A 21,331-nucleotide genomic window follows, 5' to 3' on the forward strand; every position below is an offset into this window, starting at 1 on the left:
AAATGATTCGGCTCATAAAGTTAAACGTTAGTCAATGTCTTAACTTAATGACATTGGGATTTTACCTCAGCTTCTTTATTTTTCTCTTCTATTTTTTCTTACCTAATCTAGCCAAAATAGAATCCGAAATTCATTAATATTCCCTTTGCATTTAGTATAGCATACACAAATAGATAGATTAGATAAATGTGGTAGAAACTATTCAATTCTTGGCTTTAAGGCCTTATCAAATAAGTTGGTAATTAATTTTACTAATACCCCATCAAAAACTAATGCTGAAATAATATTAGTAATAAACATAGCAATTTGCAAAGAAAGCTTGTAGTGATTCCACCCATACAAAAAATATGTTGGAATAAAGGCCCCCAAACTAGCAAAGAATGCCCCAATCATTACACTCTTCCAAGAAAAGTCTTGGTAACGTTTCTTTTTCGGGAAAAAGCCGATTTCATTAGTGGCACCTTGAATAAGACCGGACAGCATCGTGATCGCACCCCATTGACCACCAACAGCCATTTCTACAAAAGAAGCGATAAATTCACCAATTGTTCCTGAACCAGGCGTAGGTACAAAATACATGGCAAGTGGGGCTGCCATTAGCCATAGGCCTGTGAAGAGCGTGTCCATTACCGGTGCAAAGCCAGTTGGCAACAATGCAACCTTAGCGAGGTTATAAATATTATTGAAACCATAAGTATAAATAACCCCCATAACAATTCCAATTAAAGCAACCAAAATGATTGATTTAATATTCCATTTCGACGACCGTGTAAACATAAAAAATACTCCTAACTAGTTACTATTCAAAAAGCCAGAAGGAGTACAAATAATATGTTTAATTTTTCTTTTAAACACTTCCCTAGCGCAGGTATTATCCCGTTCAGGTTCCAAGGGTATTTTCTCAGCTTATAAGCACCCCTAGTGACTTATTCTTATGAATTAGTTTTATTATAGCATAACTTTTGCAAGCGCTGTCTACTTAAAGCTTTCATTTTATGCTTTTGTTCCAGACAACTTCTTCAAGCCAGGTAAACTCATCATTACGATGAAACTGATGATGTACAGTGCAGACAAGAAGCCCATGACAACTGTCAGATTATAATGATCCATCAAAATACCGATCACTACTGATGAAAAGCCGCCGATTGCTCGTCCAACGTTAACAATAATGTTATTAGCACTCGAGCGAATTTCTGTTGGGTACAGGCGACTAATAACCGCACCATATCCGCCAAACATCCCGTTAGAGAAGAAGCCAACAACCGCACCAAGCAGTAGCAAGGTAATCATGTTAGTAGCTAAACTCAAGGTATAAACCATGATAGCTGAACCGATCAAGAAGATACTGAAGGCTCTTCTTGGACCGAAGTAGTCAAAGATTGAACCAAAAGTCATCATTCCGATGCTCATACCAATAATGGTTGCTATCATCCAGAGACTGGAATTTGCTACGTTCAAATTCAGCTGTTTTTGTACAATTGTTGGAAGCCAGTTCATTAAGCCAAAGTAACCCGCAATTTGTACAATCATCATTACCGTTAAACCTAGGGTTTGACAAGCAAGACGTGGGGTAGAAAACATTTTCTTAGCAACATCTACTAACAAAGACCCTTTTTCATGAGACTTTGCAGTTAAAAATTGTTTACTTTCGTGTAAATGCTTTCTAATAAAAATAGTTAAAACTACCGGAATAATTCCAAACAAGAATAACATATGCCAGCCGGCATTTGGAATAATCCATGCCGCAATTAAAGCTGCAAGAATCGCCCCAACCTGTCCGCCAACAGCTGCAACGGAAGTCATTTTCCAAATCTGTCTTTTAGGGAAATTCTCTGCAATTAATGAAATACCAACACCATATTCACCACCAGCACCAATACCAGCTAAGAAGCGCAGGGCGTAAATCAGATAAATGTTATTGGCAAAAGCCATGCATACCGTAGCTACTGCAAAAATTAAAACGGTATGACTGAAGGTTTTCACCCGGCCAATCTTGTCACCTAAAATACCAAAGGAAATGCCGCCAACTAACATACCAATATTTGTGATTGAAGAAATTAAGCCAGCAGCACCACCAGATAGATGTAAGTCTGCAATCATTGAACTCATTGCAAACGATAAAAAAAGCACATCCATGTTTTCTAAGGCAAATCCAGATGAAGTGGATGCGATGACCCACTTTTGATTTATACTTAGTCCATGACTGTGCTTATTAATTGTATCCATATTTAATTCCTCCAAAACGAACGCTCTCTGTCGTTCAATTATTTCTTCGGAAATTTATTTTACTCGTTTTGAAAAAATTTACAAATAAAAATTAATTATCTCTATTTAAAATTTACTGAAACTTGCTAATTTTTCTTTGGTCATATCACGAATTATGGCAGTTGCTAAATCTACAGAGGCTTTAAAATCTTTGTAAGAGCTGAAGCAGTACGGTGAATGTTCATAACGAACAGGAATACCAATAACGATAGTTGGTGCACCATTTTCATAGTAAATTGCAGCCCCATCTTGTCCGCCACCGGTTCTAACCGAACGAGTATACGGAATGTTGTTCTTATCAGCCAAATCACAGGCATATTGTTGAAATTTAGGATTAGGTAAAAACGTCGTATCCATGTCCCGCAGCATTGGCCCTCGCTTTAGGCCAGTTTGTGATAACCAATCTGGAGTAAAGGTATCATCAGCAGGACATGATTCTAAGACAAGGCAAAGATCTGGCTTAACTTTTCTGGCAGTGACGTAAGCACCACGCAGGCCAACTTCTTCCTGACTCGAAAGAGCAGCAACAACGTTAAAGTTAGTGTCCTCACCCTTCAAATTATCGAGGACATCAACCATTACACCTGCACCAAAACGGTCATCGAAATCTTTACCAAAGAAGAGGCCGGACTTTTCATTGTATTCACACTTAACATCGACAAAAATTGGACAGCCGGTGTCGATTTTATAATCTTTAACGGTTTCCTCACGTGAACTGGAACCCACATCAATTGACATATCAGCAACTTCCGGTACATTATTCCTTTCTGCCGCGGTCATAAAGTGTGGCGGTTTAGTGGCAACGACACCGTGAACGTATTCACCATCACGGTTTCTGACCTTAACCTTTAAGGCAGGAATATTATATTTTACCCAGCCACCGAGCGGGACAAATTTAATCATCCCGTTAGGACGAACGGCTTGAGTAATAAAACCAACAGCATCAGAATGGGCATCCATTTGGATTACCGGTTGCCCCTTTCTATTTTCCTTCTTCGCTGCATAAACATTGAGCATACCGTCGACGTCAACCTTAGCTGTGTCTTTAACGTGCTCAGTAAACATTTTGACAAATTCTTCTTCAAAACCAGAAGTTGAATTGGCATCGGAGAAGTCTTTCAACATTTGGATTTCTTGTTCTTTTTTCATGTTTCCTAGTCCTTTTATTCAATTATTTTACTTACTATCCTCATTTTACCAAAAAGCGCTATACTTAAGGCATTATTTTCAAAAAGGACTTACTTATATGAAAAAGAAAATATTAACTTTATTACTAACACCTTTGCTTTTACTATCAGCATGTTCCAGCCAAACTAACACCAATAAGAGCCAACCAGCAAAAACAAAACAGGTTGCTAAGAAAAAGAAAAAAGCCTTACCTAAAGAGGCTAAACTTAAACTCAATAAAAAATATCCTGGATTCAAATTAACCACTATTCCCACAGTTTTTCGGGGAACCTGGTACCGCAGCGATGAATTTAGTAAAACTGCTCGACCCTTAACCATTACCCAACACACAATTGGCGATTCCGTTGTTTACAAAAAGACCAATCCCAATCTCAAACTAGACCACAACTCTGAAACACAAAATAAGACTTATGCAGGCGGCGATTCAATGATTACGGTCGAAAATCGCAACGGACAAAATTGGTTACACGTGCGTGAATTTTTAGATACTGTTGATATCATTTATATTACGGGTACGTTTAAGGGGCAACCATGTCTATACCTAGCTTATTCAGCAGGTGACATTCATAGTGCTCTTTTCAAAAATAAAAAAGCAGCTATTAAGTACCGGAAATACGATTTTTCTAAAATTAAAAACTAAATGGTATTGACAAAATAGTAAAATATTTGTTTAATTAAAGAAATTAGAAGTGATGACCTTTAAAAATAGTCCTGTGAGGCTAAGAAGGAAATCTGCATTAGCTAATAATTTTTATTTCTATTAGCCAAACAGAAAGACCAACTTGGACTAAGTGACCAGGTTGGTCTTTTTCTTTCGGTTATCATCCTAATCTAGAAAGGAAGTTTTCATGACTAAAGAAATTGTCGATGCGAGCAGCATGAATCGTGCTTTAATGCGGATGACCTATGAAATTGTCGAACACAATAAAGGGCCACAAAACATTGTCTTTGTTGGAATTAAAACCCGCGGCTGGTATCTAGCACAACGGATTGCTAAAAACTTGAAGAAATTAGAAAAAGTTGACGTACCGGTTGGCGCGTTAGATATTTCCGATTACCGGGATGATTTGCCAGAATCAGAGAAGAAGAACATGATTCATGGTCAACAATTAAAATTTAACATCACTGATAAAAAGGTGATTTTAGTTGACGATGTACTATTCACTGGACGCACAATCCGGGCAGCACTTGACGCACTGATGGATCAAGGACGCCCTGCTTCAATCAACTTAGCCATTTTAGTTGATCGTGGTCACAGGGAATTACCTATCAGACCAGATTTTATTGGGAAGAATATCCCAACATCGATGAAAGAAAAAGTAAAAGTTAACATGACTGAAACTGATGGTCACGATGACGTTACTTTGATTACTGATTAATGAAAATGGGAGTAAATTAATGGCTAGAAAAGAAAAATTTCGTAATCCGGATGCTATTTTAGATGTATATGAAAAGCCACCGTTAGGTGAAGGAATCCTATTGTCCTTGCAGCATATGTTTGCCATGTTTGGTTCAACTGTTTTAGTTCCTATCCTTGTTGGTATTAATCCAAGCATTGCCCTGCTTTCTTCAGGAGTTGGTACCTTAGTCCACATGATTTGTACCAAATTTGAAATCCCGGCATACTTAGGCTCAAGTTTTGCCTTCGTCGCAACTATGCAGGCACTAATGAAAATGGACGGCTACCCAGCTATTGCTCAAGGAACAATAGCCGTAGGTTTAGTTTACGTATTAGTTGCCTTCATCATTGGCAAGTTTGGATCCGATTGGGTCAGCAAAGTTTTGCCACCAATTGTGGTAGGACCGATTATCATTGTTATTGGGTTGTCCCTTGCTACCACTGCTTCTAATGACGCAATGATGCATAACCAAAAGTATGACCTATCTTACTTTGCAGTCGCAATCTTCACATTAGCAGTAACCCTATTCTTCCAAATGTATTTCAAAGGTTTCACCAGTCTGGTTTCGATCATGCTTGGAATTATCTGTGGCTATATCCTTTCCGTATGTTTAGGGATCGTCAACTTCTCTGGTGTTGCTAAAGCCGCCTGGTTCTCTTTGCCAGCATTTGACTTTTCCTTTGTAAGCAGCCATTTCAGATGGTATCCAGAAGCAATTTTAACTATGGCACCAATCGCCTTTGTTACCATGACTGAACACATGGGCCATATCATGGTACTTAATTCCTTGACTAAACGCGATTTCTTTAAGAAACCGGGTTTAAATAGAACTATGCTTGGTGATGGTCTTTCAACTATCATTGCTGGTTTAATCGGTGGTCCTCCGACCACCTCATATGGTGAAAACATCGGTGTTTTAGCCATGACGAAAGTCCACTCAGTTTGGGTATTAGCCGGTGCTGCCGTATTCGCAATTGTCTTCAGTTTCGTCGGTAAAGTTGCAGCTTTAATTGAATCAATCCCAATGCCAGTTATTGGTGGTATTTCCTTCCTACTGTTTGGAACCATCGCATGTAACGGCTTAAAGATTTTAGTGGACGATAAAGTTGATTTCGGCCAAAAGCGAAATATGATGATTGCTTCAATTATCTTAGTCATCGGTATTGGTGGAGCTTACCTGCAACTTGGCAAATTTCAGTTAACTAGTGTCGCACTTTCAACCATTATGGGAATGCTTCTCAACTGGATTTTACCTAAGAAAGCTGCAAGTGAACGAGCACAGGATAAAAAAATAAAAGAAGCAAAAAAATAAAAATATTTAATTAAATACTAAAAAATTGGTGTCTACCTGATTATTTCAGATAAACACCAATTTTATTTTACTTAAAATTACAGATTAACTGGGAAAATGGGCTTTTGGCCATTCAATACCCGTTTGATATCTGTCAAACTTTGCTCAGCCATATTTTGAACAGCTGTCTTTGTATAGTAAGCAGAATGCGGTGTGATAACTACGTTAGGCATTTTAGCTAATTCTTGGTAATCCTCCGGCAATTGCTTAATATTATCAAATTTCTTCATGAAAATCTGATTTTCATCAGCCAAGACATCAAGTCCGGCTCCAGCAATTTCATGCTTCTTCAAAGCCGCAATGAGCGCAGCAGTATCAACTAATGGACCACGTGCCTGGTTAATTAGCAGTGCGTCATTCTTCATTTCTTTAAATTGCTTTGTGCCGATCATCCCTTGCGTGCTTTGATCCAGCGGTGTATGCAAAGACAAAATATCTGCATTTTTGATAACCGTATCAAAATCTGTATAAGTAACAAATGCTTCATTAGCAACATTTTTTACAATATCATAGCCAATTACCTTAGCACCTAAAGCATGATAAATTTCAGCAGTAGCAGACCCAATTCTACCCAAGCCAATAATACCAACCGTCTTATTATAAATTTCATCACTCATCAGTGATTCAGGACGGGTAAAGTTTAGATCCTTTTCTTGCTTAAAATAGCCACCCCATTTTCTCAGCAAAAACATAGCTGCAGTTAGCCCATTTTCAGCAATTGCTCGTGGTGAATATGCAGGAACGTTAGTGATTAAGAGATGATACTTGTTAGCATAATCAAAGTTAATGATGTTATAGCCGACCGTTCTTAAAGCCAAATGTTTAATACCAAGCGAAGCCAGCTTACGATAAACTTCTTCATCCTCAATATTTGAAGTTTGCATTACTGAAACCGCATCAAAATTTTTAGCTTTATCCACAGTTTGGGCAGTTAATTGTTCATCGGTTGTTTGAATATCATCAGCAGCGTGATCTTTATTCCATTTATCTACGTATATTTTTTGATCTGGTGTCATACCATACATTAATACTTTCATCAGCATATCTCCTTTTTTAATAATAAAAAAGCCTTTATCTATGTCTTAATTTAACACGGATAGAGACTTAAAACTATCTATTTTTATTTTTCTACTTTAAATTGATAAAAGCCAAAACTCATCTGTTTTAAAGTTTTAATGAAGCCAGCTCGATCAAATTTTTTACCAGTAGTCAGAGTTTCACATTCACCCGCATCATCCTTTAACATTTGGTGAGTACGGTGAAAACCATTGCCTTCATAAAAGTTTAAACGGCTAATTCGTTGCTTGTAATTTTGAGCTTCACGAATTACCGGTTCAATATCAATAACGATTTGCTTGTCTGAAAATTCATTTTCCAGTACTTTCAAAATATCAGTACCGTAACCTCGACCACGCAATTTTTTACTAATTGCTAAATATGCTAGGTAAACAGTGGCATCACCTTCAGCAAAATAAACAATGCCGCAGAACTGTTTATTATCATATAATGCATGAAACCTAACTTTTTTATGCAAAGACATAAACAATAAAGATAATAATGAAAAGCGTTCCCACTTAGGAAAAGCCGTTAAGTATAACTTCTTAGCGTCTTGATATGCTTTTGTAGCCCAACGGACAGGCTTAGCTTCTAAAATAGTATCCTTCTTTTCTATGACAATTCTTGCTGAAAAAATTACTTATCATGATATTTCAAAACCTTTTTCGGTTGCTTCTTCCAGTTAAAGAAAAAGTTCAAAACAAAGGCTACCAATAACAGAATTAAGGACATCAACATAATTTCTTTAATACCAGAATGGAAAATTCTGCGCATTTCCGGTACTAGATTTTGTGGTAACAATTTTGCTTTCTTGGCATCACTCAACTCATTCATCATATGCATGGTGATATTAGAATGTTGTTTTACACCTTTAACCAGTGCTAAATTCATGATTACGCCGTAAACAGCTGCCATAACAGTTTGGGCAAGGATTCTAACCAAGTACGAAGTTGAAGTGGCTGTTGCCATATTTTTCATACCAGCGTCGACTTGAACCTTCACCTGCAAAGCAACAAAGATAAAACCAACACCGATACCAGAAAATGCACCAATAAAGGTTAAGAATTGGATCGGAGTACTTAAATTGGATAGGTACATCCCGCCAACTGAAATAGCCATGGCAACAATACCAATCAAAACCAGGGTGAAGGTGCGAATATGCTCTTCTATCGCAGAAACACTTTGCGAAGCCATTATATCTACAATGGAGTTTGGAATTAGAGTCATACCTCCGACTAAAGCAGACGTGCCTAATAATGCTTGTGCCCACATCGGCAAATAAGTATTAACCGCTATAAACGCTCCCCAAGTAAAGGTAAATAGTAAGAAGTCACCATCTAGATCCTTACTTTTAAAGATAGATAAAGGAATAATTGGATTCTTTGCATCTTTTTCATGAAGAAGAAACATTACGATAAATACTAAACCGATTAGGATCAGGGTAATAATAATCCAAGTTTTACTTAAACCAATTAATTGAATACCCATCAAGAATAAGAGTAAGCCAATTGCTAACAGACATGCACCTGGAAAATCAAATTTCAATTCAGATTTAGGTGTAACCGGTCTGAAGAATAGCAGGCTTAATGTAATTGCGATTAACCCAATTGGGATATTAAGGTAGAAAACCCAGTGCCAGGAAAGTGCATCGATGATTGAACCACCAACAAGTGGACCTAAAATTGAAGCGGCATTAAAACTTGCAGTTAAATAGCCCATTATCTTAGTTCTTTGCTTAATATTGCGATAAACGTAACCGACAATAATATATGGTAACGAACCCATACCGCCGGCACCTATACCCATGATTAATCTAGCAAACAGGAAAAAGATAATATTGGGAGCTAATCCTTCTAAAGTAGAACCAATAATAAATAATGTAAGAGAAATTTCAAAGGCCAGTTTATTAGTGATTTTTTCGCCAATTTTTGTCCATAATGGAATAGAAATTGACATCCCTAATAAGAAAATAGCGACAATCCAGCCCATAAATTGAATACCGTGCAAATCGGCAACAATAGCTGGAATAGCGGTGTTAATGATCGTTCCATCTAGACCAGACATGATATCGCCCAGCATCAATGCAATTGTGACAAATTTGATCTGTTTTTTCGTCATTTTATTTCCTCTTGCAGACTAAAAATCCCCTATCACTTAGAGCAATAAGGAATTGATTTTTACTGTATTAATTATGGAACTCTCAGTTAAAAATGCAAGAGTGGGTTAAAAATTCTATTTAACAATTAAATTTTTTGGTCAATTTTGTCAATATTAACCTTTAATACTTCACGAATCCACGGAAACTTTTTCTTCATTTCGATGTATTCTGGGCCATCATTTAAGAAACTTCCTTTTCCAGTAATATGGAAACCAGCGCCAGGACCTTCGGTACCCTCAACTTCCTTACTACCTACAGTTAACAATACGGTATTATCCTGCTTGAAATCATTTTCGATACTGTGCATCCCTGCTGCTGGAATATATAGAGCATTATTCTTTTGATCTACTTTAACATATGACATCCAAGTGTTTACAACGCTAGCTGGATGGGCATTGATAGTAACTATTGTTACTGGGCCTTCATGTGCCATAACATCTAAGAATTTTTGATTCATTATATACAAACTCCCTTACTTAATTAGTAATATTATTTTCATAAGTTTGCTCTATCAAAATTGACTTAAATCAAGAGAACAAACAAAAATTCCTCCTTAATTTAATAATAAGGAATAATTTTTCACTTTGTTAAGTATGAAACTTCTAGGAAGGAGTGGCAAATGATACGTCTTTAATTTAACTTTTTACCATCGGAACCTTTGGGATCAACTTCTGAACTTGGCAAAACTTCTAAACGATTTTCTAAAATCATTTTATTTACAATATTTTCACCATGTTTTTCACTCAGCGTCTGTCCATAATCTGTAAGTAAATTTACAACTGATTTAATATATTTTCGTCTTCCAATCTGATCCTCCACTTTATCTTCTTTTTTACCAGTACAATAGCAATAAAATTGAACAATTGTCTTACTATGGTACAAATTACAATCATCAAATATAGTTTCAAAATATGAATAATCAGCTTCACCAAGTGAATGTCCATAAATTGTAATTAAATCTAAATTCTTGTAACTAGAAGTCTTTCTTATACTATTAACACGATTATCAATTAGTCTGTACGGTTTTGTAAATATTATCCTTGGATCATTTTCTTCTTTATTCTTGTCTTCTAAAATTTCATGATTATCTATTCCAAAAATAGGTGCAGGAAGTTCTTTCCCACGATTATTTGGATTAATTTCATTTAAATAATCTATAACTTTTTTATCATCATATTCAGCAATACCATGAATATTACTCCAAGAATCTATATTTATTCTTTTCCATCCCTTTAAATACACTCTAAACCTCTCATCAAGCGAGTAATTAAATGATAAAACTTCATAAGAAGCAAATCTAGCTGGATTGGATTTTAGCAACTTTTTTACTAAATTAACTGCATTATCAGAATATCCATTACAATTTGCTTTTTTTACTTCTCTACCAATATATTTAGCAAATATTCTTTCAAATTTTTTTAACTCATTTAACAATACTACGGTATTACGAGTATTAAATCTTACATAATTTACATCATTAGTATTTATAAATTCCGTATATGTAAATCGCCTTATTTCTTTTTCAAAATTCTCTTTAGTATCTCTAATTTTATTTTTAAAAATTAGATCATCAGTAAAATTACTTGCACCAGAATTTTCTAAAATAATAGAAACAACATTATAAATTATATTTTCTATATCTTGCCATTGTAAATCATCTACATCATCAAGATAATTTTTAGCAATTAAAAACATACAATCCCACCGTGTCAAGTAACAATCTTTTTTTAAATTAACATTACGATAATATCCATACCAAAAATCATAAAATTTACTATAATAATTATTATTTGAAGGACCTATAACATCACTATCTTTTAACAATTCATTAATAACATCGTTAGGATCAACTTTTTTTCCAAATAATTGTTCAAATCTCCACTTAAAAAAATCTTTATACCTACTTTTTAGCCCACAAGCTAGATCAAAACCATTACCTATTATCAATAATTGATTAAATTTTTCATTCTTTATATCTTCACTCAATGCTTAACCTCTTTACTTTTTATCTTTATAAAAATTGTCCAGTTTATAAGTAGTAATTAGCTTTACGTAATATTGATACTTTACAACTAAATCACAAATATTATCACCATTGATAAGTGTATTAATCCTAGTACTTTTAATTGCTCCTCTAGTAAAATCTGAAGTTGCAATAAAAATACCAAATTCAGCATTATATTTATCCACTGCACCTCTAAATTTATCTATTTTGGGTGCAGAAGCTTCACTATTCTATCTTTTTACTTGCAGAGCAGCCCTAATAGTTCGAAAAGCATCTGAAGTAACATAACCAAAGCCTTCTGATCCACCATCTACAACATATTGACCTCCAATTGTCGCATCAATATCAATTCCCACATGCCTCAATAACCCACGACAAAATATTTCAAATTTTTTAAGAGAGATTTTCATTAATGCTGTTAATAATTCATTACGCCATGATTCAATTTTATTATCCAATTCATAATTATTTGGATTTATTGGAGTCAATATCTTTTTTTATTCTGATATTGCACGTACATCTCTATTAGCATCGAAACTACCCATATCGATGGACCTATTTTTTTCAGTTAATTCTAGAATTCGATTATCCTCTGTACTAATAAATTTAGCTGCTATCAAATGTTTAACTGAAAAATTAAATCTCCATTCAAATGGACTATACTCAATACCTGTTTTTTTAAATTTCCTTTTTATACACAATTTGTTCAGGGATTTTAGTTAAATTATCACAAATCTTCCTTCATATTTCTTTTCTATTAGCTTTATCACCTAAATGACGTAAGGCAATGATTGCTTCTTTCATTATGATATTTTTTTCAACTACTGAATTATTTGTCATCTAAACTACTACTCTTCCCAAATAATTAATTCTTTAACTTTTTACCATATTCAACTAGTTCAACATTTTTACCTAAAATTTCCGCTATTTGAGTTAAATCTGTTATTTCCCACCCATGCTGCTTATAAAATTTTCTTGCAACTTTATTATCTTTTAATACCTATAAAGCAGCCCGTTTAAAATTCATTTTTACTAGATCATTTTCAGCATTTTTTAATAGCTTGGAACCAATCCCACAACCTTGAAAGCGCGGCAAAACATAAATAGCCATTAATTCACCACAATCACTAACAATTTGACCATTCTTTCGTAAATTACCATAACTTACTACACCTAGTACTCGATTATCAGTATTAATTGCAATCAAATTATACCGATCATTTCTTGATAATCTATTTACCCACATATCAGGTTTAATTTTTGCTAATTCATTAGCTGGCAACATATTTTTATAAGCATTCTGCCAGGTTTTTTGAAATACTTTACTAGTACCGTTTAATTCAGTCTCAGAGGTTATCCTTTTAATTTTAAAATTTGTGACCATAATATATTCCTTATCAATCAGATAAAATATTCTTACTAATAATTATATCTAACTTTTACTATTTAAAAGTAAAAAAATACCTTTCTATCAATAAATAGAAAGGCACAAATATTTTAAATTACTTTTTTAACCATTTCTCAGCATCTTGATAAATTTTTTCAACTTCTTTTGGTCGATCAATACCTAATAAATCATGACTAATTTGTCCGCCAGCTTCTTCCCAAACGTAACTCAAGAATTGATAGGACATACGATATTTACTTAGTCTTTTTGGATCAACCTTCAATACCTGCCCTGGAATAACCGGTCTTAAATTGTCACTTTCATTTATAGAAATCATACTAGAAATTTTCCAGTTATCATGCCTTTTTTCAACACGATAAATTAATCGTCTAAATGATTCAATCTCAACCAGAATGTCATGTACAACCATTCTCATTCTTGTATTAGTTGGTAATTCAACGTAAGCTTTTTTACCATTTAAATGAATCACGGGAGTACTAACATTACAAACTATTGGAAATCGGTGATCCACTTCTTTAGATTCACCATGCAAAAATGATTGCAAGTCACCCTTTTGCCAACTAGTAGTTACCGTAGCATCTGAATAATAACAATCAGCTGATTTTGGATCATGACGAACACGATATTGCCGCTCTTTAGCGACTAACTGCGAAATTAAAGAATAATCATCAAACATTTTTATTTCTTTTCAAATAATTAATGGGTCTATGATAAATCCTGTTGATAGTTTACATATGCTAAGCTATTAACAGGATTTTTATTCGTTATTATTCGTTTTTAAGCCGCAAAAAAAGAGGCCCATAGCCTTCTTGCTTAAAACCTATACCACTAACTTTTAAAGAAAGAATGTTTATCTATGACCTCTCTTAATCATTGTATTAAATTTCAGCTTAATATTGAAGACCCAAACCTGTTTTTCTTTGATTATCACGAAGCATTATGGCAGGGTAAGCAAACCAAGGTCTATGCAGCGGAACTAATCCAACCATCCTGTCCTGCCTGCCATTCCCAAGCTTTAAAGCATAATGACCATTACCTCACCCGGATCCGCTATCTGACCAGCAATGCCAGCACTCCGGTCTTACTGGAAATTCATAAACAGCGGGTTATTTGCCAGGCTTGCGGTAAATTGTCCATGGCGCAAACAGAACTAGTAAATAAGAGCTGCTGTATCTCTAATAGCAGTAAACAGAAAATCCTCGCTGCTTTAACCGAAGACCGATCAATGAGCAGTATTGCCCGGCCCAATAATGTTTCAACCAATACTGTCCAGCGGGTCTTGCAAAATTTCGACACACCATTTTTAAGCAGTGCGGATAAACTGCCTGAGCACTTGGCTTTCGATGAATTCCGCGGGGTAGGACGCAAACTGCATTTCATTTGTCTTGACGGGACCAGCCACCAGATTATTCAGATCCTCCGTTACCGCTATAAGAAAGATATCTTAAAGTACTTTAACCGCTTTACTTTGGCGGCACGCAAACGGGTTAAAACTGTTTCCTTAGATTTGAATGCCTACTATCAGGCCATTGTCCGGCAGATGTTCCCCAATGCCCAGATTATCGTCGACCGTTTCCATCTAATCCAAATGCTCAACCGCGCCTTTAATCAGCTTAGGGTCCGGGTGATGAAAAGGTTTAAACCTGCTTCTTATTCTTACCGTTTATTAAAGTATTTCTGGAAGCTTTACCTCATGCCTTATGCCAAATTGGAGAAGCAAAAGCCACACTATAACTGGCATCTCAAAGATCAGCTGACGCAAGAACAGATTGTTTTGGACGGTTTGGATCAGAATCCAACTCTTAAACATAGTTACCAGTTAGTGCAAAATTTCTCTGCTGCTTTAAAACAGCAGGATGCCCACGCGATGAAGGGGTTAATTAACACTAAAACGGTTATTGGTGAGCAGCTTCGTGGTATCCTGCAAACTTTTAAACATAATCAAACAGCAGTACTGAATGCCGGTAAATACAAATATTCCAACGGTTGTTTGGAAGGAATTAACCGCAAAATTAAACAGATTGAGCGGACAGCTTATGGTTACAGTAATTTCGACAATTTGTTAAACCGGATCAAATTAGAAGGAAAGCATTCTGTGCTAAAAGAAAAATCATCAAACCAATTGGTTTGATGATCTTCTGCAATTATTTACTAATTGTATTATCAGCTATTTCTATCAACAGGATTTGACAGAGAGCCGACTAAACCACCCGACTTCGGTTGCTCCGTACCCGGCCCTCAGTTGCGGCATTGTCGGTAAGAAAGTCATGTAGGCAATCGCCAAGGCCCGCTCACCGCTTACCCGGTCGGGATCGGTGAAGGTTGCCAACTGTTCGGTAGCACTGTTTGATAGACGAACACCAATTTTATCCTTAATCAGGCGGATACAGGCAGCGTCAGCACTTTCATCCCGCCACAATAGGGTTTCTGGTAAAGCCCAGTGGCCCTCAAATGGCGGATAAGCCCGTTTGACCAGCAGGACTTGTGGTAAATGGGTCAGGGGATTAAAACTCCAAATAATATTTGCAATCGTAATTAGCGGATGCGCAACAACTTTGTCAGCCATCTCTTTCACCTCACAAAATATTATAGTGCAATCAAGAATCACAATAATAAAAAAATCGACAACTAAGGACGGCCTTAGTTATCGATTTAACCTAAATTAACTTCTTTAATTCAGCAATTGCTTTTTCGTAGTCTGGTTCATCAGTTAATTCAGTTACAATTTGCCGGTAAACAACCTTCCCATCCGGATCAAGAATCCAGACTGACCGCGCAAGGATTCCTTCATCTGGTATTAACAGCTTTGATTCGTAACCAAAGGATTCTTCCTTGTCAGAAACCAATTCCATGTTTTTGACACCTTCAGCGGCACACCACTTCTGTTGATCTTCAGTCGTGTTAGTTGAAATGGTCAGGAAATTAACCTCTGGGAATTGGTCCATTGTTGAGTTAAACCGCTGTGTTTGAATGCTACAAACCGGGGTGTTAATATCTGGAACAACGCTTAAGAGAGTTATTTTGCCAAGCAATTGCCGGGTCTTAACCTTGTCACCATTCTTATCAAAAACCTTGAAGTGTGGGAATTCGTCACCAACAGCTGGTGGATTGCCTACTAATTGCCGCTTTTCACCATTAATTGTGATTTCCATTCTTAGCAACTCCTTTTCTAATTTTGGTTAGGTACAGTATATCTAAAACGCAATTAAAAAGCATTGATTATGCTCATTGTTTTAGAAAATTTATGAGCTGTGTGGCTAGGCAAGGTATCTTTTAACCTAAAATAGGCAGCGTTACCTTCTAAAAGGACTTAATGTGTTAACTAACTGCTTTTATATTTCAATACATCATACTAAGGTGAATTCTCCTAAATTTTATAAATTATGCAACTGCAAACACATAGAAACAATGCCTATAAATATTGATATACCAGTCATTTAGCTGCCCTTTATTATTTTTATTGACACACATTTTTTTAAAATAAATTCTGTGTGTCAGAAATTGTGTTTGAAATATCAATTTACATTTATTCAGAACAATTCACATTAATCTAGAAATATACAAAAAGCCTACATATCAACCTTTAGTGCTTGATTATGTAGGCTTCTAAATACTTATAAAGTATAAATAGTGCCGACAAGAGGAGGCGAACCTCCGACCTTCTCTTTACGAGGGAGATGCTCTACCAGCTGAGCTATGTCGGCATAAAAAGAGGTTCTTTGTCAATCGGTAAGGATGAAGAGATTTTGGAGAACTAGACTAAGCCACCTTGGCTATTGGTCTAGTTCTCCTTTTTGGTAATTCACGAATCATGAGATTAGAAGTCTTCAACGAAATGAGAATCCTAATCCGAAAATGGAAGAAGTTGCGATAGCCATATGCGGTTCGTTTGATTATCTTGATTTTATTATTAGTGCCTTCGATCGGCCCGTTGGTTAGTCGGGTGTAAAAGCTGGCAATAATCTCCTGGCGGTGCTTGGCGAGTGTTCGCTTAACTCGTCTCATAACGTTTTGTAGATTATTCCGCTTAATTAACTGATCTAACAAAGTCTGACTACGGTGACTAATTGCGGCTATTAAATCTTGATAGTATTCGTAGGCAGCTCTTAGTTCTGGAGATAAGTTGAGCAGCCGTTCTACGACGTCTTGATTAGACAAAACAAGCATGATAAAAATTGCGTCGTGAATAGTAGTGCAGGTAATCTAGCTGGCCCTCCTTAGCCATTAATAACTTCCAATAATGCTTTAAAGCGCGGTATTCATGTGTATTGGTCCCGTATTCTTTCATGACCTTAAGCCGGGCACTTTGAAGTGCCCGGTAAGCCTGGACAACGACGTGGAAATGATCAGCTACAATCATAGCCTGGGGAAATAAGTCATGAATTAGATTACGATAAGGTTCAAACAGATCGACAACGACAATCTTAACCGACCAGCGAGCCTTTTTAGAGTAGTGAGAAAGAAAGTAATTACGCATGAAACGCGAATTACGAGACTGAATGATGTCAATAGTGCGATGGTTTTGTGGATTCATTAAGATCATACACATCTTACTTTGGGCGAACTTACCAGATTTAAAGCCATCAAAAGCGATAGTTGCCGGTAACCAGTGAGGATTAGTCTTAAAGGTATCCTCGAGGCCTTCGAGCTGGCGCTCAACGGTGTTAGTGGAAACATTGTGATGGTTGGCAATCTTGGCAATCGTCCGCATGGATTCATTCTCACTGAGTTCCTGCACAATATGGTATTTAACGACATTCGCAATTCGACAGGCGAATTTAATTCCTTGGACCTGGGCGACCTTGGTAACTCGCTTTGGACATTGGGGTGATGGCGGACAGAGATACTGTTGTTTCTTGATTTTTAAGACAGCTGGTTTCCCGGCCAGTGAAAGGATCTTGATCGTTACGGGCTTCTTACGAAAACCATTCCGACGCATCAACTGGCCGCAAAGCGGACAGTGCATGGGATAAGACTGAATTAAATGAATGACCTTTAGTTCTTTACTCTCAGTTAAAAATGGTTTGTCAGGTTTTAAGTAAGGGTCCTTGATTCCGGTCCAAAAGTTGATATCATTAGTCATGAGGAATATATCCTTTCTAAGACAACTGAGTGGTTATGGGGATAACTTAAGACAGTTGTCTTTTTTTATTTTTAAATCAATGGTACAGCAAGTAACAAAAAACGGTAAAGATAAGAAATCATCTTATCCTTACCGAATATCATAGAACCTTTTAATAGGCCAGTTTTTAAACGGATCTAGTTCAGGATCTATTTTTACTGGTTTAGAAAATTCAAACTTGTTAGTCGGTCCCGTACCCCCAGCGTGGATTACTATGTAAAATTGCTTCAAGTTTAACAATTCTGCTTGTCGGGACAAAAGTTACTATGCTATTGAAGCTTCTTAATTTAGAAGTTTTTTCATCCAAATCGTACTGACTAATTTCGGCTGTTTGAACTTTACCTTGCCCATGAAAAGTATCCCAAAATCCAACACATATTTTACCGTTGTCCATTGTTACTCTAACTTTTTCGCCAATTGGGTTAGCCTTTAGCTGATCAAAGTCACAAGAATATTGTTCAACAACTTTTCCAGCTAGATTATACTGAATAAATTTCATGATTTTTCTCATTATTTAATCCAAATTTAGTCCTTATCTAGGTAAAAATCTTTCAGCCGGTAAGTAGTTACTGGTTCAACATAATAGTTGTATTTTGCTACCAAGTCACAAATTTGATCGCCATTAATCAATGTGATGATACGAGTTTCTTCTCGAGCCGTCTTGACTGCTTCTCTTGTGAAGTCGGAATTAGTAATAAAAATACCAAATTCAGCATTAAACTTATCCATTGCACCACAAAATTTATCAATCTCAGGTGCTGATACTTTTCCTTGCCAACGCTTAGCCGGAAGCGCTACCCGCGTTGTCCGATAATCATCAGAACGAACATATCCAAAACCATCGATGCCACCATCGGCCACGTATTGAACACCTTTTTCATCGTCGACATCGATTCCCATTTTGGTAAGTAACCCACGGCAAAAGAGTTCAAATTTTTTAGGATTCATCTTCATCAATGCATCCAATAACTGTTGACGCCACGGTTCTTCTATTTCATTTGTGCCATCCTGATCATCTTCTATTTTTTTCAATAACTACTTCATTTTTTGCTTTGTGATGAGGAAACTTAGCTTCTGAAATAGATCTGACGTCCTTATTTGCATCAAACTTATTAATATCTACGTTGCGTCCTTTTTTGGACAATTCTAGATCGTGTCCATTTTCTGTATCAATGAATCCAGCAAGAATCAGATGCTTAACCGCAAAGTTAAACTTCCATTGAAACGGATGATAAATTTTGCCACTTTTCTTCGAAGTTCGGGTTGCATCAATCTCTTTTTCACTGAACACATCTGAGTTGTCACGAAGTTCTTGCAGTACTTGTTTTCTCGTAACCTGACCTCCCAGATTATGCATTGCGATAAGAATCTCTTTCATCGCTTTATTTTCTATTTCAATTTGTCGATTTGCCATCTTGTTTAACGCCTTAATAATCTTTCAATATTAATATTATACGTCGAGTACACTACCGCCCTGCAGATTTTCTATTTTTTAATCGAAACAGTCAAAATTCAATAGCATACTCGTTAACTCAACTCTCAACGCTAAATTGACTGATTTTTGCACACTCTGTAAATACTGTCACATCAACCTTTATCCCAGTTTTCATCACCTTAATCAATACGACCTGCCAAGCTGGACATTCACCTACTCGACTATCGAAATAGGACATAGAACACTCGACCCGCCAGCTTCAAATAGAAAAAGTATACTAATTCCTATCGTTTAGAAAGGAAAAAGTATACTTTCAATCACCTATAAATGCCGTCAGAACGCGGCTTGTCGGCTATTTTCCTGTACGTTCAAGGACTGTAACACTCTCCACATGCCACGAGATTAGTTGGTAAATTACACATTCTGGATTAACGGCTACGTTAACCAATTAGCTTTGCTTAATCAAAAACATTGTGTTTGTTAACTCACTTGCATAATGACAAATATTGCCTTGCTTTTGAGATGAATAGCAAGTTCCAAGTTATTACCGGTTTGTGGGAACGTATATATTTCAAAAAGAAAATAGCGTGTTTGGTCCCCTGTCAATAAAATAGACAATTTAAATAGAGACTTTTTTGCCCTATGCCACTACTAAATTTTGAATTTGAGTTTGATACTCATCTTCAAGTTGCTTTGGTGATTTGAATCCACAGTGACTGTGAATTCTAACTGTGTTGTAAAACGTTTCAATGTACTGAAAAACTAGTCGTTTAGCTTCGGAGTATGAATGGACTTTAAACCGATTTAGCCATTCACGCTTAATCAAGGCATTAAACGACTCAATGCAGGCATTATCCTAAGAATAAGCTTTCTTTGAATAGCTTAATGTCATGTTAGCTGTAACTTGATTGTAAGCTTCAGACGTAAACTGACTACCACAATCACTGTGCATGATTAATGGCTTGCTAATATGGCGACTGTGCTTAGTCTTTTCAATAAGTGGGATGACATTCGATACCTCCAAGGTTTCAGATAAGTCCCAACCAATGATCCGTCGGGAGTACAAGTCCATAATACTGGTTAAATAAACGAATCCGTCATGAACTGGAATATAAGTGGTGTCAATGCACCAAACGGCGTTTGGTCGCAATGGATTGAACTGCTCGTCTAAAATATTTATTAGCTGTTTATCAAACTTAGAATTGCGAGTGGTAGTCGTCCAAGGGGTTAGGTAAACGGCGTGAATGCCAAGTTCACGCATATACTTACCAACAGTTCGTTCAGCGATCTTATATCCTTTTGAGCGAAGTTCTTGGGTGATTTTGCCGGCACCGTAAATACAAAGGCTTTTGAGCCAAATTGCTTTAATTTCACCTTGAATAAACTTCTTCCGAAGTTTTCGCGGTGATTGGTGATTACGACGTATTTCTCGTTGATAGTAACCGCTTCTTGAGATTCCAACATAATTACACATACCATTGATAGAAGGGTGGGATTCCGAAGCGTGCTGAACGTCCATTTCTCGGTATACCTTTTCGGTAGTTACTTGCTCAGAATCCCGATTGATTTTTTTAACACTTCGATCGCTCCTTCAGCGTCACGAAGTTGACGCTTTAGTCGTGCAGTCTCCTTGTCCTTATCGCTGGCAAAATTACCAGAGCCACGGCCAAACTCCCCAGTCCCAGTAAACAGCTTAATCCATTTATGCAATGTACTAGCTCCGATACCTAGATTCTTGCTCATCTCATTCACGGTCATGTGATCCTTGTTATCTAAGTAATACTGAACTGCTTGTTCCTTAAATTCCTTGTCATAACTGTGCTTCGTCATTATTTGATCCTCCAATTTACTTCCTTTCAAGTTTCAGTTGTATAATTATATTATGGATACGCGTGGTGCTAGTTGTTTAAATTAACCAAATAGCCTAGATTATAAGTTAAAAT

19 protein-coding genes, 1 tRNA gene, 4 pseudogenes and 1 riboswitch are annotated in these 21,331 nt (G+C 36.4%); of the genes and pseudogenes, 4 read left to right on the forward strand and 20 right to left on the reverse strand.

Features of this window, described 5'->3' with window-relative positions:
- Nucleotides 1–198: 198 nt before the first annotated feature.
- The 3 genes from FC77_RS05135 to FC77_RS05145 all read right to left on the reverse strand — a co-directional run bounded on the left by FC77_RS05135 (nucleotide 199) and on the right by FC77_RS05145 (nucleotide 3,414).
- A complete protein-coding gene (locus FC77_RS05135; RefSeq protein ID WP_056970414.1) occupies nucleotides 199–777 on the reverse strand; it encodes an ECF transporter S component in 579 nt (192 codons plus the stop codon).
- Between the two features lie 62 nt (nucleotides 778–839).
- A riboswitch (TPP riboswitch) is annotated at nucleotides 840–930 on the reverse strand.
- Between the two features lie 63 nt (nucleotides 931–993).
- Nucleotides 994–2,226 (reverse strand): MFS transporter, encoded by a 1,233-nt coding sequence (locus FC77_RS05140; RefSeq protein WP_056970416.1) that lies wholly within the window; start codon nucleotides 2,224–2,226, stop codon nucleotides 994–996.
- A gap of 105 nt (nucleotides 2,227–2,331) precedes the next feature.
- Nucleotides 2,332–3,414, reverse strand: a complete 1,083-nt coding sequence (locus FC77_RS05145) for a M42 family metallopeptidase (RefSeq protein ID WP_056970418.1) — start codon at nucleotides 3,412–3,414, stop codon at nucleotides 2,332–2,334.
- 97 nt (nucleotides 3,415–3,511) lie between these two features.
- On the opposite strand from FC77_RS05145, the gene FC77_RS05150 reads away from it, so the two are divergent.
- The 3 genes from FC77_RS05150 (at nucleotide 3,512) to FC77_RS05160 (ending at nucleotide 6,165) form a co-directional block, all read left to right on the forward strand.
- A complete protein-coding gene (locus tag FC77_RS05150) occupies nucleotides 3,512–4,093 on the forward strand; it encodes a hypothetical protein (RefSeq protein WP_056970420.1) in 582 nt (193 codons plus the stop codon).
- Nucleotides 4,094–4,301: 208 nt separating this feature from the next.
- A complete protein-coding gene (gene pyrR / locus FC77_RS05155; protein WP_054681902.1) occupies nucleotides 4,302–4,832 on the forward strand; it encodes a bifunctional pyr operon transcriptional regulator/uracil phosphoribosyltransferase PyrR in 531 nt (176 codons plus the stop codon).
- A 19-nt stretch (nucleotides 4,833–4,851) separates the two neighbouring features.
- Entirely contained in the window at nucleotides 4,852–6,165 is a 1,314-nt protein-coding gene (locus FC77_RS05160; protein ID WP_056970422.1) for a solute carrier family 23 protein, read from the forward strand.
- 77 nt (nucleotides 6,166–6,242) lie between these two features.
- On the opposite strand, the gene FC77_RS05165 is transcribed toward FC77_RS05160, so the two are convergent.
- The 8 genes and pseudogenes from FC77_RS05165 to FC77_RS08190 form a co-directional block, all read right to left on the reverse strand.
- Nucleotides 6,243–7,241: a D-2-hydroxyacid dehydrogenase gene (locus tag FC77_RS05165; protein ID WP_056970424.1), complete on the reverse strand. Its 999-nt coding sequence runs from the start codon at nucleotides 7,239–7,241 to the stop codon at nucleotides 6,243–6,245.
- Nucleotides 7,242–7,324: 83 nt separating this feature from the next.
- Complete coding sequence (locus FC77_RS05170) at nucleotides 7,325–7,858, reverse strand: GNAT family N-acetyltransferase (RefSeq protein WP_333583135.1); 534 nt, start codon at nucleotides 7,856–7,858, stop codon at nucleotides 7,325–7,327.
- Between the two features lie 38 nt (nucleotides 7,859–7,896).
- On the reverse strand, nucleotides 7,897–9,378 hold the full coding sequence (locus tag FC77_RS05175; protein ID WP_056970428.1) for an MFS transporter: 1,482 nt from the start codon (nucleotides 9,376–9,378) through the stop codon (nucleotides 7,897–7,899).
- Between the two features lie 125 nt (nucleotides 9,379–9,503).
- Nucleotides 9,504–9,875: a hypothetical protein gene (locus FC77_RS05180; protein ID WP_056970429.1), complete on the reverse strand. Its 372-nt coding sequence runs from the start codon at nucleotides 9,873–9,875 to the stop codon at nucleotides 9,504–9,506.
- A gap of 173 nt (nucleotides 9,876–10,048) precedes the next feature.
- Entirely contained in the window at nucleotides 10,049–11,404 is a 1,356-nt protein-coding gene (locus tag FC77_RS05185) for an AbiH family protein (RefSeq protein ID WP_056970432.1), read from the reverse strand.
- A gap of 12 nt (nucleotides 11,405–11,416) precedes the next feature.
- A pseudogene (locus tag FC77_RS08455) lies at nucleotides 11,417–12,158 on the reverse strand (restriction endonuclease).
- 265 nt (nucleotides 12,159–12,423) lie between these two features.
- Nucleotides 12,424–12,807, reverse strand: coding sequence for a GNAT family N-acetyltransferase (locus FC77_RS05195; RefSeq protein ID WP_056970434.1), 384 nt, complete (start codon nucleotides 12,805–12,807; stop codon nucleotides 12,424–12,426).
- A gap of 118 nt (nucleotides 12,808–12,925) precedes the next feature.
- A complete protein-coding gene (locus tag FC77_RS08190; RefSeq protein ID WP_082621121.1) occupies nucleotides 12,926–13,507 on the reverse strand; it encodes a hypothetical protein in 582 nt (193 codons plus the stop codon).
- Nucleotides 13,508–13,687: 180 nt separating this feature from the next.
- On the opposite strand from FC77_RS08190, the gene FC77_RS05205 reads away from it, so the two are divergent.
- Nucleotides 13,688–14,962 carry an ISL3 family transposase gene (locus tag FC77_RS05205; RefSeq protein ID WP_054681924.1) on the forward strand — a complete coding sequence of 425 codons (1,275 nt, stop codon included), beginning with the start codon at nucleotides 13,688–13,690 and terminating at the stop codon, nucleotides 14,960–14,962.
- 69 nt (nucleotides 14,963–15,031) lie between these two features.
- On the opposite strand, the pseudogene FC77_RS05210 reads toward FC77_RS05205, so the two are convergent.
- From FC77_RS05210 to FC77_RS05245, 9 genes and pseudogenes are all read right to left on the reverse strand, one after another.
- Nucleotides 15,032–15,397 (reverse strand): annotated as a pseudogene (locus tag FC77_RS05210) (NUDIX domain-containing protein); the annotation flags it as partial.
- 91 nt (nucleotides 15,398–15,488) lie between these two features.
- A complete protein-coding gene (tpx, locus tag FC77_RS05215; protein WP_003671718.1) occupies nucleotides 15,489–15,983 on the reverse strand; it encodes a thiol peroxidase in 495 nt (164 codons plus the stop codon).
- A 479-nt stretch (nucleotides 15,984–16,462) separates the two neighbouring features.
- Nucleotides 16,463–16,535, reverse strand: a tRNA-Thr gene (locus tag FC77_RS05220).
- A 55-nt stretch (nucleotides 16,536–16,590) separates the two neighbouring features.
- A pseudogene (locus tag FC77_RS08375) lies at nucleotides 16,591–17,914 on the reverse strand (ISL3 family transposase).
- 220 nt (nucleotides 17,915–18,134) lie between these two features.
- On the reverse strand, nucleotides 18,135–18,452 hold the full coding sequence (locus FC77_RS08280) for a hypothetical protein (protein ID WP_225723699.1): 318 nt from the start codon (nucleotides 18,450–18,452) through the stop codon (nucleotides 18,135–18,137).
- A 26-nt stretch (nucleotides 18,453–18,478) separates the two neighbouring features.
- Nucleotides 18,479–19,367, reverse strand: a pseudogene (locus tag FC77_RS08460) (restriction endonuclease).
- 661 nt (nucleotides 19,368–20,028) lie between these two features.
- Nucleotides 20,029–20,232, reverse strand: coding sequence for an integrase core domain-containing protein (locus FC77_RS08465; RefSeq protein WP_420865674.1), 204 nt, complete (start codon nucleotides 20,230–20,232; stop codon nucleotides 20,029–20,031).
- A 12-nt stretch (nucleotides 20,233–20,244) separates the two neighbouring features.
- The gene (locus FC77_RS05240) at nucleotides 20,245–20,907 is read right to left on the reverse strand and encodes an IS3 family transposase (protein WP_420865673.1); all 663 of its coding nucleotides are present in this window, start codon (nucleotides 20,905–20,907) and stop codon (nucleotides 20,245–20,247) included.
- A gap of 23 nt (nucleotides 20,908–20,930) precedes the next feature.
- Entirely contained in the window at nucleotides 20,931–21,218 is a 288-nt protein-coding gene (locus FC77_RS05245) for a transposase (protein WP_056970436.1), read from the reverse strand.
- Nucleotides 21,219–21,331 lie beyond the last annotated feature (113 nt).

The sequence above is a fragment of the Lactobacillus acetotolerans DSM 20749 = JCM 3825 genome, assembly GCF_001436775.1.
Lineage (GTDB): Bacteria > Bacillota > Bacilli > Lactobacillales > Lactobacillaceae > Lactobacillus > Lactobacillus acetotolerans.